At 72.7% G+C, this 14,776-nt stretch carries 12 protein-coding genes and 1 tRNA gene; 11 read left to right on the top strand and 2 right to left on the bottom strand.

Annotated features, from left to right (window positions below; translation table 11 throughout):
• Positions 1–3: 3 nt before the first annotated feature.
• The 3 genes from ACFC8N_RS01870 to ACFC8N_RS01860 all read left to right on the top strand — a co-directional run bounded on the left by ACFC8N_RS01870 (position 4) and on the right by ACFC8N_RS01860 (position 614).
• Complete coding sequence (locus ACFC8N_RS01870; RefSeq protein ID WP_225100930.1) at positions 4–177, top strand: hypothetical protein; 174 nt, start codon at positions 4–6, stop codon at positions 175–177.
• Positions 178–180: 3 nt separating this feature from the next.
• A complete protein-coding gene (locus tag ACFC8N_RS01865) occupies positions 181–414 on the top strand; it encodes a hypothetical protein (RefSeq protein ID WP_006136074.1) in 234 nt (77 codons plus the stop codon).
• Between the two features lie 127 nt (positions 415–541).
• Positions 542–614, top strand: a tRNA-Ala gene (locus tag ACFC8N_RS01860).
• A 61-nt stretch (positions 615–675) separates the two neighbouring features.
• On the opposite strand, the gene ACFC8N_RS01855 is transcribed toward ACFC8N_RS01860, so the two are convergent.
• Both ACFC8N_RS01855 and ACFC8N_RS01850 read right to left on the bottom strand, forming a co-directional pair.
• Positions 676–2,286, bottom strand: coding sequence for an NADH-ubiquinone oxidoreductase-F iron-sulfur binding region domain-containing protein (locus ACFC8N_RS01855; RefSeq protein WP_356037571.1), 1,611 nt, complete (start codon positions 2,284–2,286; stop codon positions 676–678).
• Entirely contained in the window at positions 2,283–3,572 is a 1,290-nt protein-coding gene (locus tag ACFC8N_RS01850; RefSeq protein WP_356037569.1) for a cytochrome b/b6 domain-containing protein, read from the bottom strand. The genes ACFC8N_RS01855 and ACFC8N_RS01850 overlap by 4 nt, the downstream gene beginning before the upstream one ends.
• A 430-nt stretch (positions 3,573–4,002) precedes the next feature.
• On the opposite strand from ACFC8N_RS01850, the gene leuS reads away from it, so the two are divergent.
• From leuS to ACFC8N_RS01810, 8 genes are all read left to right on the top strand, one after another.
• On the top strand, positions 4,003–6,885 hold the full coding sequence (leuS, locus tag ACFC8N_RS01845) for a leucine--tRNA ligase (protein WP_376285455.1): 2,883 nt from the start codon (positions 4,003–4,005) through the stop codon (positions 6,883–6,885).
• Between the two features lie 130 nt (positions 6,886–7,015).
• Entirely contained in the window at positions 7,016–7,753 is a 738-nt protein-coding gene (locus ACFC8N_RS01840; protein WP_376285452.1) for a hypothetical protein, read from the top strand.
• Between the two features lie 71 nt (positions 7,754–7,824).
• A complete protein-coding gene (locus tag ACFC8N_RS01835) occupies positions 7,825–8,670 on the top strand; it encodes a DegV family protein (protein ID WP_362823190.1) in 846 nt (281 codons plus the stop codon).
• A gap of 121 nt (positions 8,671–8,791) precedes the next feature.
• Positions 8,792–9,841, top strand: coding sequence for a helix-hairpin-helix domain-containing protein (locus ACFC8N_RS01830; protein ID WP_376285449.1), 1,050 nt, complete (start codon positions 8,792–8,794; stop codon positions 9,839–9,841).
• The gene (locus ACFC8N_RS01825) at positions 9,838–12,534 is read left to right on the top strand and encodes a ComEC/Rec2 family competence protein (protein WP_376285446.1); all 2,697 of its coding nucleotides are present in this window, start codon (positions 9,838–9,840) and stop codon (positions 12,532–12,534) included. Before ACFC8N_RS01830 ends, ACFC8N_RS01825 begins: the two co-directional genes overlap by 4 nt.
• 4 nt (positions 12,535–12,538) lie before the next feature.
• Entirely contained in the window at positions 12,539–13,312 is a 774-nt protein-coding gene (locus ACFC8N_RS01820; protein WP_376285443.1) for an arylamine N-acetyltransferase, read from the top strand.
• A 195-nt stretch (positions 13,313–13,507) separates the two neighbouring features.
• Positions 13,508–14,389, top strand: coding sequence for a YceI family protein (locus ACFC8N_RS01815; protein WP_356037541.1), 882 nt, complete (start codon positions 13,508–13,510; stop codon positions 14,387–14,389).
• Positions 14,390–14,452: 63 nt separating this feature from the next.
• A complete protein-coding gene (locus tag ACFC8N_RS01810) occupies positions 14,453–14,698 on the top strand; it encodes a hypothetical protein (protein WP_356037538.1) in 246 nt (81 codons plus the stop codon).
• Positions 14,699–14,776: the final 78 nt, after the last annotated feature.

The raw sequence follows: 14,776 nt of genomic DNA, 5'->3' as shown, positions 1-14,776 counted from the left end.
GCGATGCCTGCGAGCATCCTTGGGGAGGGCGGCGACCTCCTCGGTGCGGCATTGATACGGAACACGACGACCCGGCTGCTCTGCCCTTCCTGCGGTTCCGCGCACGTGGCCCAAGTCCTCGGCGACAACGGCGGAATCTCCTACGTGTGCACGGCCTGCGGCCACAGCTGGAGCTGATCGATGGGTGCACACAGGCGAAAGTGCGACTGGTGCGGCAGCGGTACGCCGATCGTCCGTGACATGGAGCCGATCAACCCCGACTACCAGTACTGGTGCGAGGAATGCGCGCGGGCGCTGATCATAAAGGGCGACCCGATCGAGACGTACCGGGAGCTGGAGGGCGAGCCGATCTACGGCCGCCTCCTCGAAGAGCACTGCACGCTCAAGCGGTTCTACTCCTTCGTGACGGCCTGACAGCTTCAGTGCAAAAGCGGACATACGTGAGCGTATTGGTGCGGCTCCGAAACCGATTTTGCGCTCCGCTCCCGGCCCTGTAATGTTTACGACGTCGCCGGGGGAACCGGGCGAAACAACAAAACAAGGGGCTATAGCTCAGTTGGTAGAGCGCCTGCATGGCATGCAGGAGGTCAGGAGTTCAATTCTCCTTAGCTCCACAGAAGTCGAAGGCGGACCATCCCGAGGATGGTCCGCCTTCGACGTGTTGGGCGGGTCCGCTCAGCGGCCCAGGGCCCGCCGGCCGCGGCCCTGCGAGAGAACCGGCAGGTTGCGCGACGGTGCCTGGCCGCGCGTGTCCTCCTCCAGGCGCAGGGCGAGCGCCGGGCAGCGGCGCACCGCGCGCAGCGCCTTGGCCTCGGCGTAGCGCGGCACCTGCGCCTGGGCGACGGTCGGGAAACCGTCGGCGCCCAGCTCGAACACCTCGGGCAGGATGTCGGCGCACAGCCCGTGGCCCCGGCACAGCGTCCAGTCGACGTAGATCTTCTGGCGGCTGGCGCCGGTCTCCTCGGGCTCTCCGCCGCCCGGGATGCCCGTAGGGGTTCTGCCGCCCTCGAAGAGCGGCAGAACGCCTTCCACGGGCCGTCCGCAGCCGTTGCCGAGGACGTGGGCGGCGAGGTCGTCGGTGAACGCCTTGATGGTCGACTCCAGGAACATCGCCGAGCCGTCCGGGTGCGAACACGCCCCGCGGCGCTTGACGTTCTTCGCGACCTGTTTGAGCGCCTCCAGGGCGGCCGGTCCGCCGCCGTTGAGAATGTCCTCCATCCCGCGCGCGGCGGCGGGCAGTCCGAGGTAACAGGGGCCGCACTGGCCCGCGCTCTCCTCGGCCAGCCACTGCGCTACCCGCAGCGACTCGCCCAGCGGGCAGGTGTCCTGGCTGATCGGCAGGATCGCGCCCGCGCCCAGCGAACCGCCCACCGCGTCCAGGGAGTTGCGCGAGACGATCGCCTCGTCGACGGTCGCCGCGTCGATCCACTTGCCGTGGTAGCCGCCGGTCAGCACGCCCTGCGGCACCGGCGGGGCGCCCGCCAGCTGGAGCACGTAGCGCAGCGGCACGCCCGTGGGGACCTCCAGGACCATCGGGCGGGCCACCGCGCCGGACACGGTCAGCATGACCGTGCCCGGCTCGTCGTACAGGCCGGTGTTGCCGTAGCGCTCCGGGCCGATGCGGGCGGCGATGGCCAGCTGCGCGAACGTCTCGGCGTTCGACAGCAGCGTGGGTGCCCCGCCGACACCGCTCTGCGAGGCGCTGATCTTGCGGCCGGGCGGGATCGCCGGGCCGCCGTCGACCGAGCGGATCAGCGACGCGGCGGCGCCGGTGACCATGCGCACGGGGTTGCGCTGCACCCACGCGCGCAGCGCCGATCTACGGCTGTTGCTCAGCCCGCGTTCGGCGAGCGCGGCCTCCATGGAGCGCTGGGTCGACTCGCGGGTGACGCCGATCACGAGCGTGCGCGCGCCGAGCGCCTCGGCGCACAGCAGCGCGCCGTCCAGGATCAGGTGCGGGGCGCGGTTGATCAGCACCGTGTCCTTGCGGCAGGCGGGCTCGTCCTCGCTGCCGTTGACCACGACGACGGGCCGCACCCCGCGCTTGATCGCCGACTCGGCGACCGAGCGCAGCTTCTTGTGGAAGGGGAAGCCGGCGCCGCCGCGGCCCTTGAGGTTGATGTTCTCGGCGAGCTGGGCGAGCTGTTCGCCGCCCAGGGGGTCGAGCGGCCCGTGCACCTTCAGGTGCATGGGCAGGTCGAGTCGTTCCACAAGGTCGAAGCCCGACGTCAGCTGGGGAAGGCCGACGACGCGGACCTCGGGGACGTCGGGCAGGGCCTCGTTCACTTAAAGCCTCCGGACGGGGTGTTCCAGGACTCGCCCGAACCCGGTGCGTCGAAGGACGAACCGGGCAGCGGTCCGGTCGAGGGACCGTTGTTGTACGTGTCACTGGCGTTGTACGTGTCATACCGGCCGTTTGTCTCACCGGTGTCGTACATCTCACTTCCGCCGTATCCGGACGTGCCCGGATTGTCGTAGACCGGGATGTTGAATCCGGTGTCCTGGAGCGGGTCGTAGGCGGACGGCGGGGCCTCGCCGACCGGCGGCGGGGAGGGGATCGGCCAGCTGCCCGAGGTGCTGGAGGGGCCGTCCACGCGCGGGAGGGCCTCCGTGGCCTGGAGGTCCAGCGGCAGGTCCATGCGGGCGGTCTGGCCGGCCGCGAACGGCTGCTGGGCGCCACCGCGCGGGGACACCGCGCGGTAGGCGGCCGCGAACCCCGACGCCGGCTGCCCGGAGGGGGCTGCGGGGGTCTGGTACAGCGGTGCCGCCGTGGCCGCCGTCGCCTCGGGCTCGCGGGGCTCGCGGGCGCTTCCGAAGCCCGCGAGGCCCGCCTCGGCGACCCGGGAGCGGCTCGCGTCCAGCTCGTCGAGTCCCGGCCGCTCCGAGCTGCCGAACAGCGCCACGAGGCGGTCGGCGACCCTGCGCTTGACCGGGCGCGGGGCGGCGCGCAGCGCGAGGGCGGCCATGACGGCGATCAGCGACAGCGCGTACGCGTAGGTGAAGAACGGGCTCTTCACCGGACGGCCCGCGTACAGGCCGTGGACCAGCGCCGCGCACCAGGCCGGGTAGGACAGCATGTGCATCGCGCGCCAGCGGGCGGCGACCGGGGCCGGGGTGGCGAAATTGCTGCGCAGGGCGCCGGTGATGCCCACGAAGATCATCAGAAGGCCCGCCACCGACCCCAGTCCGATCAGGCCGCCGATTCCGGTGATGCCGAGGGAGAACGGAATGATCGCGGCGATCACCTGCGTGTGGCCGAGCGCGATCTTCGTGACGATGTGCAGCAGGAGGAACGCGATCGACGCGATCCCCAGCGTGCGGTGCACCGCCTGGCCGACGATCCGCTGCCGGATGTTCAGGAAGATCCGGTCCTGGGCGAACAGGCCCCAGATCACCGAGCAGCTGAGCGAGACCAGGGACATCACGCCCGCGCCGAAGTTCAGGAAATCGACGTACTGGGTGCCTCCGACCAGCACGCTGACGGGTATCAGCAGCAGGGCGACGGCGGTCGCCACTCCGTAGGCCGAGCGGCCCGGTTTGGGGAGGGAGCTGGTACTACGACGAGGGTTCATGGGGGCAACTCCGAGCAGTTTCGGGAAAGCGGTCCCGCTGCCGAACTCTAAGCGGCGCCATACCGATCGGTACGGGGTTTCAGTTATTGCGTTGTTATCAACGGGCAATATGACTGGACGGTGTCCCTTAGGGGACAGTACGCGATGTATTTCTTGACCTTGGTTCAGTTCCGGCGGGTTCCTGGCATGTCCACAAGGGATACGGACGCGCGTCCCGGCTTGCTCAAGGCCGTCGCGGCCCGCTCGGGGCCTGCGGTACCCTAACGCCATGCGTGCCGTACGCCTTCTGCTTAGCGGGCCGCGCTGATCAGCACCGACCCCGGTCGTACCCGTGAGGTCGGCATCGGCGCGGCGTCCCCTCCTGTGTGAGGGGATTTTTCGTTTCTTTGAACAGCCGCAGGCAGAGACGATCGATGGAGCTTTGAGGATCATGAGCGAGACGAACCCCGCTGCCGCCGCCGCCACGTCGGCGGAGGTCGCGCCGCACCGCTACACGGCCGCCATGGCGGCCGACATCGAGGCACGCTGGCAGGACTTCTGGGATGCCGACGGCACCTACGCGGCCCCGAACCCCAAGGGCGACCTGGCGGGCGCCCCTGAGATCGTCGCCCGGCCCAAGAAGTTCATCATGGACATGTTCCCGTACCCCTCCGGTGCGGGCCTGCACGTCGGCCACCCGCTGGGCTACATCGCCACCGACGTCTACGCCCGGTTCCAGCGCATGACCGGCCACAACGTCCTGCACACCCTGGGCTTCGACGCCTTCGGCCTGCCCGCCGAGCAGTACGCCGTGCAGACCGGCACGCACCCGCGTGTCTCCACCGAGGCCAACATCGAGAACATGAAGTCCCAGCTGCGCCGGCTGGGCCTGGGCCACGACAAGCGCCGCTCGTTCGCCACGATCGACCCGGACTACTACAGGTGGACCCAGTGGATCTTCCTGCAGATCTTCAACTCCTGGTACGACGAGGAGGCGAGGAAGGCCCGCCCGATCGCCGAGCTGATCGCGCAGTTCGAGTCCGGTGAGCGTGCGGTCCCGGGCTCCACGCGCGCGTGGAGCGAGCTGAGCGCCGGCGAACGCGCCGACGTCCTGGGCGAGTACCGCCTGGCGTACGCCTCCGACGCGCCCGTGAACTGGTGCCCGGGCCTGGGCACCGTGCTGGCCAACGAGGAGGTCACCGCCGACGGCCGCTCCGAGCGCGGCAACTACCCGGTCTTCAAGGCCAAGCTGCGCCAGTGGAACATGCGCATCACCGCCTACGCCGACCGGCTGCTGGAGGACCTGGAGGAGCTGGACTGGCCCGAGGCCATCAAGCTGCAGCAGCGCAACTGGATCGGCCGCAGCGAGGGCGCCCGCGTCGACTTCCCGATCGACGGCGAGAAGATCACGGTCTTCACCACCCGCCCCGACACCCTGTTCGGCGCGACCTACATGGTGCTGGCGCCCGAGCACCCGCTGGTCGAGAAGTTCACCGCGGCGGCCTGGCCCGAGGGCACGCACGCGGTGTGGACCGGCGGTCACGCCACCCCGGCCGAGGCCGTCGCCGCCTACCGCGCACAGGCCACCTCGAAGTCCGACGTCGAGCGCCAGGCCGAGGCCAAGGACAAGACCGGCGTCTTCATCGGCGCGTACGCGACCAACCCCGTCAACGGCGAGCAGGTCCCGGTCTTCATCGCCGACTACGTCCTGATGGGCTACGGCACCGGCGCGATCATGGCCGTCCCCGCGGGCGACCAGCGCGACTTCGAGTTCGCGCGCGCCTTCGAGCTGCCGATCCACTGCGTCGTGGAACCCTCCGACGGCCGTGGCACGGACACGTCGACCTGGGAGAACGCCTTCGGGTCGTACGACGCGAAGATCATCAACTCTTCGAACGACGACATCTCCCTGGACGGCCTGGGCGTCGCCGAGGCCAAGGCCCGCATCACCGCGTGGATGGCGGAGCGGGGCATCGGCGAGGGAACCGTCAACTTCCGCCTGCGTGACTGGCTGTTCAGCCGCCAGCGCTACTGGGGCGAGCCCTTCCCGATCGTCTACGACGAGGACGGCACCGCCCACGCGCTGCCCGAGTCGATGCTGCCGCTGGAGCTGCCCGAGGTCGAGGACTACAGCCCGCGCACGTTCGACCCGGACGACGCCGACACCCAGCCCGAGACGCCGCTGTCGCGCAACGAGGAATGGGTCAACGTCACCCTGGACCTGGGCGACGGGCCGAAGAAGTACCGCCGCGAGACCAACACCATGCCCAACTGGGCCGGCTCCTGCTGGTACGAGTTCCGCTACCTGGACCCGCACAACGACGACAAGCTGGTCGACCCCGAGGTCGAGCAGTACTGGATGGGCCCGCGCGCGGGCCAGCCGCACGGCGGTGTCGACCTGTACGTCGGCGGTGCCGAGCACGCCGTGCTGCACCTGCTGTACGCGCGCTTCTGGTCCAAGGTCCTGTACGACCTGGGCCACGTCTCCTCCGCGGAGCCGTTCCACAAGCTGTTCAACCAGGGCATGATCCAGGCCTACGTCTACCGCGACAGCCGCGGCATCGCCGTGCCGGCCGCCGAGGTGGAGGAGCGCGACGGCGCCTACTACTACCAGGGCGAGCAGGTCAGCCGCCTGCTGGGCAAGATGGGCAAGTCCCTGAAGAACGCGGTGACTCCGGACGAGATCGCCGCCGAGTACGGTGCCGACACCCTGCGCCTGTACGAGATGGCGATGGGCCCGCTGGACGTCTCCCGGCCGTGGGACACGCGCGCGGTGGTCGGCCAGTTCCGGCTGCTGCAGCGGCTGTGGCGCAACATCGTCGACGAGGACACCGGCGAGATCACGGTGGTCGACACGGCCCCCGACGAGGACACGCTGCGTGCCCTGCACAAGGCCATCGACGGCGTCGGCCAGGACCTGGAGGGCCTGCGCTTCAACACCGCCATCGCCAAGGTCACCGAGCTGAACAACCACCTGACCAAGGCCGGTGGCGCGGTGTCGCGTCCGGTCGCCGAGTCGCTGGTGCTGATGGTGGCCCCGCTGGCCCCGCACATCGCCGAGGAGCTGTGGCGCAAGCTGGGCCACAGCGACTCGGTCGTCCACCAGGACTTCCCGGTCGCCGACCCGAGTTACGTCGTCGACGAGACCGTGACCTGCGTCGTGCAGATCAAGGGCAAGGTCAAGGCCCGCCTGGAGGTGGCACCGGCGATCTCCGAGGAGGAGCTGGAGAAGGTCGCCCTGGCCGACGAGGCCGTCGTGCGGGCACTGGACGGCGCGACCGTCCGCAAGGTCATCGTGCGCGCGCCGAAGCTGGTGAACATCGTCACGGGATGATCTCCCAGCGCTGACCCCTACGGGGAGACTCGGGGCAGGTTCGGGGTTCTTCCGGAACTCCGGGCCTGCCCGCGGCGTTTACCGTGGGGAGTGCGGCGGTGAGTGCCGCGTCCGCCGGAGGAGGAGCGTCGTGGAAGCAGTGATCGCCGTCTTCGCCCTACTCGTCCTGGTGCTCATCGGCCTGGGCGCGTACGCCACGGTGAAGGCGATCACCGCCGCCAAACGCGGCGTGGACCGCACGATCGAGCAGGCCCGGCGCACGGTCGAGGACCACACCCTGCGCGCGAAGTCCTTCGTCCAGGTCGGCCCCACCGCAGAGATCGCGCAGCTGAGGCTCACGCTGCGCACGTCGATGCGCGCCACCCAGGACGCGCTGCGCACGGGCTCCGCCGAGGACGAGTCCCTCAAGGAGTCCCTCGGCCTCTTCGAGCGGCTCAGCGCGCACGGGCATCAGCTGGACGCCGACCTCAGGCGCCTGGAGGCCGATCCCGACCGGGCCGAGGTCAAAGAGCGGCTGGCCGAGCTGCGTGGCCGTACCGAGCGCGTCATCAAGTCCGCGGACTCCCTGCGCTGGGCCGTGCGCGACCGGGCCCGCCGCTTCTGCGACGACGATCTCGGCGCGCTCAGCGACCAGATCGACCTGGAGGCGGACGCCCTGCGCCACTGGACGCCGGCCGGGCCGGCCCAGCCGCCGCCCACGCCGTGGCCCGACGCCTCCGACGCCGGGGACCGGGCGGCGCAGCACACCCAGTCCTGGGCCCCGGGCTCCGGTCCCGCCGAGGACCCGGCTCCGCAGGCGATCACCCCGCCGGCACCCCGCCCCGCCTACCCCTGGCAGAAGAAGCCCCGCCCGGAGAGCACGGCCTGAGCGGAGCGCCGCGTTCCCCTCGACGGGGGCCGGGCTGCCGCGTGCGCGCTACGGCAGGTAACCTCCAGCTCATGTCCCGCCATGTCGCGATCGTCACCGATTCAACGGCCTACCTGCCGCCCCGGACGATGGAGCGTCACGGCATCACCGCGGTACCCCTGACCGTGGTCCTCGGTGACGAGGCGCTCGAAGAGGGCACGGAGATCTCGACCCGCTCGCTCGCCCAGGCGTTGCAGAAGCGCCGCCCCGTCACGACGTCCCGGCCGAGTCCCGAGGTGTTCGCGGAGACCTATCGCAGGGTCGCCGCGTCCGGCGCCGCCGGCATCGTCTCGCTGCACCTGTCCGCCGAACTGTCCGGCACCTACGACGCGGCGGTCCTCGCGGCGCGTGAAGCGCCGGTGCCGGTGCGGGTGGTGGACACCGGCATGGTCGCCATGGCCCTCGGCTTCTGCGCGCTCTCCGCGGCCGAGACCGCGGAGGCAGGCGGCACGGTGGACGAGGCCGTCACGGCCGCGGAGAAACGCGCCGCGGGCACGTCCGCCTACTTCTACGTCGACACCCTCGACTACCTGCGCCGCGGTGGCCGCATCGGAGCCGCCCAGGCTCTCCTCGGCTCCGCGCTCGCCGTCAAACCCCTGCTCCAGCTGGACGGTGGCCGTATCGAGCTGCTGGAGAAGGTCCGTACGGCGTCCAAGGCCATCGCCCGCCTGGAGGAGCTGACCGCCGAGCGGGCGGGCGACGCCGACGTCGACATCGCCGTCCATCACCTCGCCGCCCCCGAGCGCGCCGCCGCCCTCGCCGACCGGCTCCGGGCACGGGTGCCGGGCCTGGCCGACCTGTATGTCAGCGAGGTCGGAGCGGTGATCGGGGCACACACCGGGCCGGGGCTGCTGGGAGCGGTGGTCTCGCCCCGCTGACCGGGGTGGACGGGTCTCCCGTCTCACTCGTGCGGGTGGCGGAGTTTTCCACAACCGGGCGGTAGTACCCGGGAATTAACCAAGATCATCGCGAGTCGGCGGGATGTTCCATCCTCGTCGCATGGCACTTCGATCACGTACACGCATCACCGCTGCGAGCAGTGGACCCGGCCGCGGGCCCGCGTCGGACGGGCGGGTCCGGTATCACCGTCGCGCCGGTCTCCGCCCGTCGCCGCCGGGAGACGAACTGCGCCGCCGAGCGGAACTCCTCTTCGGCGAACGAGCGGTGCGGCGGCTGGAGTCGGACCACGGGCCGCCGCAGGGGGAGGTGCGGGCGCCGGCCACGGCGACGCTCGACCCCGAACCAGCCGAATCCACGGGCCCGTTGGAGCCGCTGTCACCCGCCGGTCCCGGCGGTCCCGCCCCTACTGGTGTACGGGAGCGGGTGGGCCTGGCGGTGCGGGAGCGGATGCCGGTGTGGTTGCAGACGCGGTGCGGGGTGGAGCGGCGGGGCGTCGTCGCGCTCACGGTGCTGCTCGTGGCCGCCGCCGTGTTCGCCGTCCAGCACTTCTGGGCCGGGCGGCCCGAACCCCTGAAAGCCCCTCAGGTGGTGCGTGCCGAGGCGCCGTACGCCAAGAGGGGCGAAGGGCAGGGGCAGAACGCGAAGACGGGTGCGGGCGTCGGGGCGAGTGCGGGGGTGAGCACGGGCGCCTCGGGGGCGCCGGGCGGGGAGATCGTCGTGGACGTCAGCGGCAAGGTGCGGGAACCGGGGATCCGGCGGCTGCCGGCCGGCTCCCGGGTGGCCGACGCGCTGCGGGCCGCCGGCGGGGTCCGTCCGGGCGTGAGCGTCGAGGGGCTCAACCGGGCCCGCTTCCTGGTCGACGGCGAACAGGTCGTCGTCGGCCTGCCCGCCTCGGCGGTGCTGCCCCCCGGTCCGGCGGGAGGTCCGGCCTCCGCGGCGGCGGGCGCGGTCCCCGCGGCCCCGGTCTCCCTCAACACGGCCACGGCGGACCAGCTCGACGCCCTGCCCGGGGTCGGCCCGGTGCTGGCCCGGCACATCGTCGACTACCGCACCCAGCACGGCGGTTTCCGCTCGGTGGACGAACTGCGCGAGGTCAACGGCATCGGCGACCGCCGCTTCCGCGACCTGCGCGAGCTGGTACGGCCATGAGCCGCGCGACCGGCACCGGGCCGCCCGGGACCACCGCGGGCCGTGGCCCTGAGGGGCGGGAGGCATCGCGCGAGGCGCGGGGGAGTTCGCGCGGCGACCGGGCGGGGCCCCTGGACCTGCGCCTCGTGCCGCCCGCACTCGCGGCCTGGGCCACGGCGGCCCTGACGCTGGACGCACCGGCCGGCTGGACCGCCGCGTCGGCAGGGGTCTGCCTGGCGGGCGGCGCCGCGCTGCTGTGGGCACGCGGGACCGGCGCTGTGGTGATGCCGAGGCGGTTCGCATGGGCCCGGGCCTCGGTCGCCGCCGTGCTGCTCTGCGTGGCCGCGGCCGCCGTCTCCGCCGGGCTGCACGGGGCCGACGCGCGGCGCGGGCCGGTGCCCGAGCTGGCCCGGCGGTTCGCGACCGTGACTGCCGAGATCGAGGTGAGCGGCGACCCCTGGCTCAGCCGGCCGAAGGTGCGCGGAGATCACACGGCACCCCTGGCGGTGCTGGCCCGCGCGGAGGTGCGCGGCGTCGAGCGGAGCGACGGGACCCGGGTGCGGACCCGGAGCCCGGTGCTGCTGGTCGTCGACGCGGACGTCCCGGCACCGGAGGGGAACGCCGGAGGAAGGAGCGGTGCGGCGGACGGCCCGGCGGAAGGGAGCGGGGTCTGCGGGGCGACCTCGGCGGCCGCCGCCCGGCGGGCCCAGGAGACGCGGGCCGCCTGGCTCGGGCTGCTGCCGTCCACGCGGCTCCGGCTGGGCGGACGGCTGGCGCCCGCGCTGACGGGCGGCGACCGGACCGCGGCCGTGCTGCGGGTGCGCGGGCGGCCGGGGCCGCGGATCGTCGAGGGGCCCAGTGGGCCACAGCGGCTGGCGGGCCGGCTCAGAGCCGGGCTGCGGGCGGCGACGGACGGCCTGCCGGAGGACGCGCGGGCGCTGCTGCCCGGGCTGGTCGTCGGGGACACCACGCGGATCACCCCCGAGCTGGACGAGGCGTTCAAGGAGACCGACCTGGCGCACACGCTCGCCGTGTCCGGCAGCAACCTCACCGTGCTGCTCGCGCTGCTCATCGGGCCGCCCGGACTGGCCCAGCGGGCCGAACGCCGCGGCCTGGCCCCGCGTCTGGGGCTCTCGCTGCGGGCGACCGCGCTCGCCGCCGGGGCGCTCACCCTGGGTTTCGTGGTCGTGTGCCGCCCCGACCCCAGTGTGCTGCGCGCCGCCGCCTGCGGCGCGCTCGCGCTGGTCGCACTGGCCACCGGGCGCCGCAGATCCCTGGTCCCGGCACTGGCCACGACCGTCCTGCTGCTGGTGCTCTACGACCCCTGGCTGGCCCGGAGTTACGGCTTCCTGCTCTCCGTGCTGGCCACCGGCGCGCTGCTCGTGCTGGCACCGGGCTGGAGCGAGGCGCTGCACCGGCGCGGGGTGCCGGCGAGGCTCGCGGAGGCGCTGGCGGCGGCCGCCGCGGCGCAGGCGGTGTGCGCGCCGGTCGTGGCGGTGCTGTCGGCCCGGGTGAGCCTCGTGGCGGTGCCGTGCAATCTGCTGGCCGAGGCGGCGGTGGCACCGGCGACCGTGCTGGGGTTCGCGGCGCTGCTGACGGCACCCGTGGCGATGCCGGTGGCCACGGCGCTGGCCTGGTGCGCGAGTTGGCCCGCGGGATGGATCGCCGGGGTCGCCCGGACCGGGGCGGCGCTGCCCGGCGCGGGCGTGGACTGGCCGGGGAGCTGGCCGGGGGCGCTGGCACTCGCGGCCGTCACCGTGGCCGTGGTCCTGGCCGGGCGGCGGTTGTCACGGCACCCGTGGTGGTGCGGGCTGCTCGGGCTGCTGCTCCTGCTGGCGGTGGTCCGGCCGGCACCGCTGACCCGGGTGCTCACGGGCTGGCCGCCGCCCGGCTGGCGCTTCGCGATGTGCGATGTCGGACAGGGCGACGCGACGGTGCTGGCGGCGGGGGACGGCGCCGGGGTGGTCGTGGACGCCGGACCGGATCCGGTGCCGGTGGACCGCTGTCTGCGACAGCTGGGCATCACACGGATCCCGTTGCTCGTCCTGACCCACTTCCACGCGGACCACGTCGCGGGACTGACCGGTGTGCTGCGGGGCCGCACGGTCGCCGCGATCGAGACCACCGGCTTGGAAGAGCCCGCCGACCAGGCCGAGTTCGTCAGGAAGGAGGCGGCGAGACGGCACATCCCGCTCATGCGGGCCGTGGCCGGGGAGGAGCGGCGCACCGGTCCGCTCGCCTGGCGGGTGCTGTGGCCCCCGCCGAGTGGCGGTGCGCCGCCGGACCCGGGGGTCCCCGGACGGCCGGGCACGATCGCGGGATGGGCGCCGGTGCCGGACGGGCCGAACGATGCCAGCGTGGCGATGCTGGTCCGCTCGGGCGGACTGCGGCTGCTGCTGCTCGGTGACCTCGAACCCCCGGCCCAGCAGGCGCTGTTGCGGTCCCCGCGGGCGGCGGAGCTGGCCGGTGTGGACGTGCTCAAGGTGGCCCATCACGGCTCGGCCTACCAGGACCCGGACCTGATCCGGCTCGCCGCGCCCCGGGTGGCCCTGATCTCCGCCGGGGCCGGCAACCCGTACGGCCACCCGGCACCGGCGACCCTGGCCGCGCTGCGGGCGGGCGGCGCGCTGGTGCTGCGCACCGACCGGGACGGCTCCCTCGCGGTCGGCGGGACGGGAGGGCCGGGCGGTGAGGTGCGGGTGACGAGAGACTGAGCGCATGAACTCACGCCAGGCCGACGCCTACCTCCACCGGATCGGGGCCGGGCGCCCGCAGCGGCCCACCGGCGAGGCGCTGCGCGAGCTGCATCTGCGCCATCTGCGGACCGTTCCCTTCGAGAATCTCTCCGTCCACCTCGGCGAGGAGATCGCACTGGAGGAGGAACGGCTGCTGGACAAGGTGGTCGGGGCGCGCCGGGGCGGCTTCTGCTACGAACTGAACGGCGCCTTCGGCGCGCTGCTCACCGCTCTCGGCTACGAGGTCGAGCTGCTCGCGGCGCGGGTGTACGGGGACGAGGGGCGGCTCGGTGTCCCGTACGACCATCTCGCGCTGCGGGTGCGGACGGCGGAGGGGGACGTTTGGCTCGCCGACGTCGGGTTCGGGGCGAACAGCCACTACCCGCTGCGGTTCGCCGAGCGTGGGGAGCAGGCCGACCCGGGCGGGCTGTTCCGCGTCGCGGAGGCGGGACCGGACGCGGCAGGGGTGCGCGGCGACGGCCCGGCGGGGTCCGGGGAGCCGGACCTGGACGTCGTACGGGACGGGGTGCCGCAGTACCGGCTGGAGACGCGGCCCCGGGTGCTCGCGGACTTCAAAGCCGGTGCCTGGTGGCACAGCACCTCGCCGCTGTCGCACTTCACCGGGTCGCTGGTCTGCTCACGGGTCGCCGGCGACGGAGGGCGGATCACGCTCAGCGGGCGGTCGCTGACCACGACGGACGCGGACGGTGCGCGCGGGACAAGGGAGTTGGGGACGGACGAGGAGGTGCTGGCGTAGTACCGGGAGCGGTTCGGGATCGAGCTGAGCTGTGTTCCGGCTGTGCGAAACCGGAAGCTGAACCCCTGATTCGGCTCAGTTCCGGCACATGGGCCGGATTCCAGCGATGTGGGCCCGTGTTGCCCCGAAAGCCGCACCAGTGATCGAATAGACCTTCGACAGCAGGTGATGTCGAGGCGTACAGGGGTGTCGTAGATGTTCGGCCGCTGGCTGGGTAACCGGACGAACCAGAAGGAACGGACGAGTCCCCTGGTGGCGGTGCGGACACCGCCGGGCGCCGGGGTGCTCAGCTGCCGGGTGGTCGATCCGGTCGACGAGCCGGTCGCGGGCGCCGAGTTCACGGTCAGCGACACCATGGGCCGCAAGGTCATGTGCGGCGGCACGGACCCCTACGGGACGTTCATGGCGACGGTGCCGGCGGGGGAGTACCGGCTCGCGCTGTCGGCCGAGGGCTACACGCCCTACCGGGCCACCGCGCTGGTCGGCGAGAACTCCCTCGCCTCGCTGGGCGACGTGACCCTCCAGGTGTCCCATCCGCCGGAGCCGCCCGCGCCGGGCGACTGGGAGATCGAGCCCATGCACTCCTCGATCGGGTTCACCGCGCGGCACATCGGACTGGCCCGGATCCACGGACAGTTCACCTCCTTCGCCGGGGCGGTGCGGATCGGCGAGCGGGTGGAGCGGTCGGCGATGCACGTCGTGATCGACGCCGCCTCCATCGACACGGGGGTGCGGATGCGGGACGACCATCTGCGGTCGGCGGACTTCCTCGACGTGCAGCGGTTCCCGGCCCTGGAGTTCTACAGCGAACGGTTCGTGCACAGGGGCGGCAGCCGGTGGGCGATCACCGGCGCGCTGTCGCTGCACGGGGTGACGCGCACGATCACGCTCGACACCGAGTACCTCGGCCTCGGCAACGGCATGGAGGGCGAGGTACGGGCCGCCTGCCGGGCCACCACCGAGCTGCACCGGGACGACTTCACGGTCAACTGGCAGTCCATGCTGGCGCGAGGCATCGCGGTGGTCGGTTCCAGCGTCCGGGTCGACCTCGACGTGCAGCTCGTGGCCAAGGGCTGACCGGGCCGTGGTCAACGGCTGACCTGGCGGTTTCGCCGCCCGGGGGTGCCGGAGAATGGGTGCGTGAGCGATGTGAGACACGTGCTGGTGCTGCCCGACCGGGAGGCCGCCGAGGAGGCGGCCGAGGCGCTCGGGGAGCGGTTCGGCCTGGCCGAGGAGCCCCAACTGGTCCGGGACGCCCTGGCCGGCGAGGACGACGCCGAGGACGCGCAGTGGCTGCTGGTCCTGCGCGACGAGGGCGAGCGGCTGGACCCCGCCGAACTGGACGCGTTCGCCGGGGAGTGGGACGGCTGGCGCGAGGAGCCCTGACCGCGCGAGCCCGCCCCCGGATCCGGCCCCCGAGCCGGACCCCCGAGGCGGGCTCCGGGTCTGTTCAGGGACCGCTCA

This window comes from Streptomyces sp. NPDC055966, assembly GCF_042269865.1.
GTDB lineage: Bacteria > Actinomycetota > Actinomycetes > Streptomycetales > Streptomycetaceae > Streptomyces.
The sequence above is the reverse complement of the archived record's forward strand: the minus strand, read 5'-3'. Positions and strand labels throughout refer to the sequence as shown.

Bases quoted from the DNA above. Each gene is read 5' to 3' on its own strand.
- ACFC8N_RS01865 (WP_006136074.1), top strand. From the start codon at position 181: ATGGGTGCACACAGGCGAAAGTGCGACTGGTGCGGCAGCGGTACGCCG.
- ACFC8N_RS01830 (WP_376285449.1), top strand. From the start codon at position 8,792: ATGGCACTTCGATCACGTACACGCATCACCGCTGCGAGCAGTGGACCC.
- ACFC8N_RS01870 (WP_225100930.1), top strand. From the start codon at position 4: ATGCCTGCGAGCATCCTTGGGGAGGGCGGCGACCTCCTCGGTGCGGCA.
- ACFC8N_RS01820 (WP_376285443.1), top strand. From the start codon at position 12,539: ATGAACTCACGCCAGGCCGACGCCTACCTCCACCGGATCGGGGCCGGG.
- leuS (WP_376285455.1), top strand. From the start codon at position 4,003: ATGAGCGAGACGAACCCCGCTGCCGCCGCCGCCACGTCGGCGGAGGTC.
- ACFC8N_RS01815 (WP_356037541.1), top strand. From the start codon at position 13,508: ATGTTCGGCCGCTGGCTGGGTAACCGGACGAACCAGAAGGAACGGACG.
- ACFC8N_RS01850 (WP_356037569.1), bottom strand. From the start codon at position 3,572: ATGAACCCTCGTCGTAGTACCAGCTCCCTCCCCAAACCGGGCCGCTCG.
- ACFC8N_RS01825 (WP_376285446.1), top strand. From the start codon at position 9,838: ATGAGCCGCGCGACCGGCACCGGGCCGCCCGGGACCACCGCGGGCCGT.
- ACFC8N_RS01835 (WP_362823190.1), top strand. From the start codon at position 7,825: ATGTCCCGCCATGTCGCGATCGTCACCGATTCAACGGCCTACCTGCCG.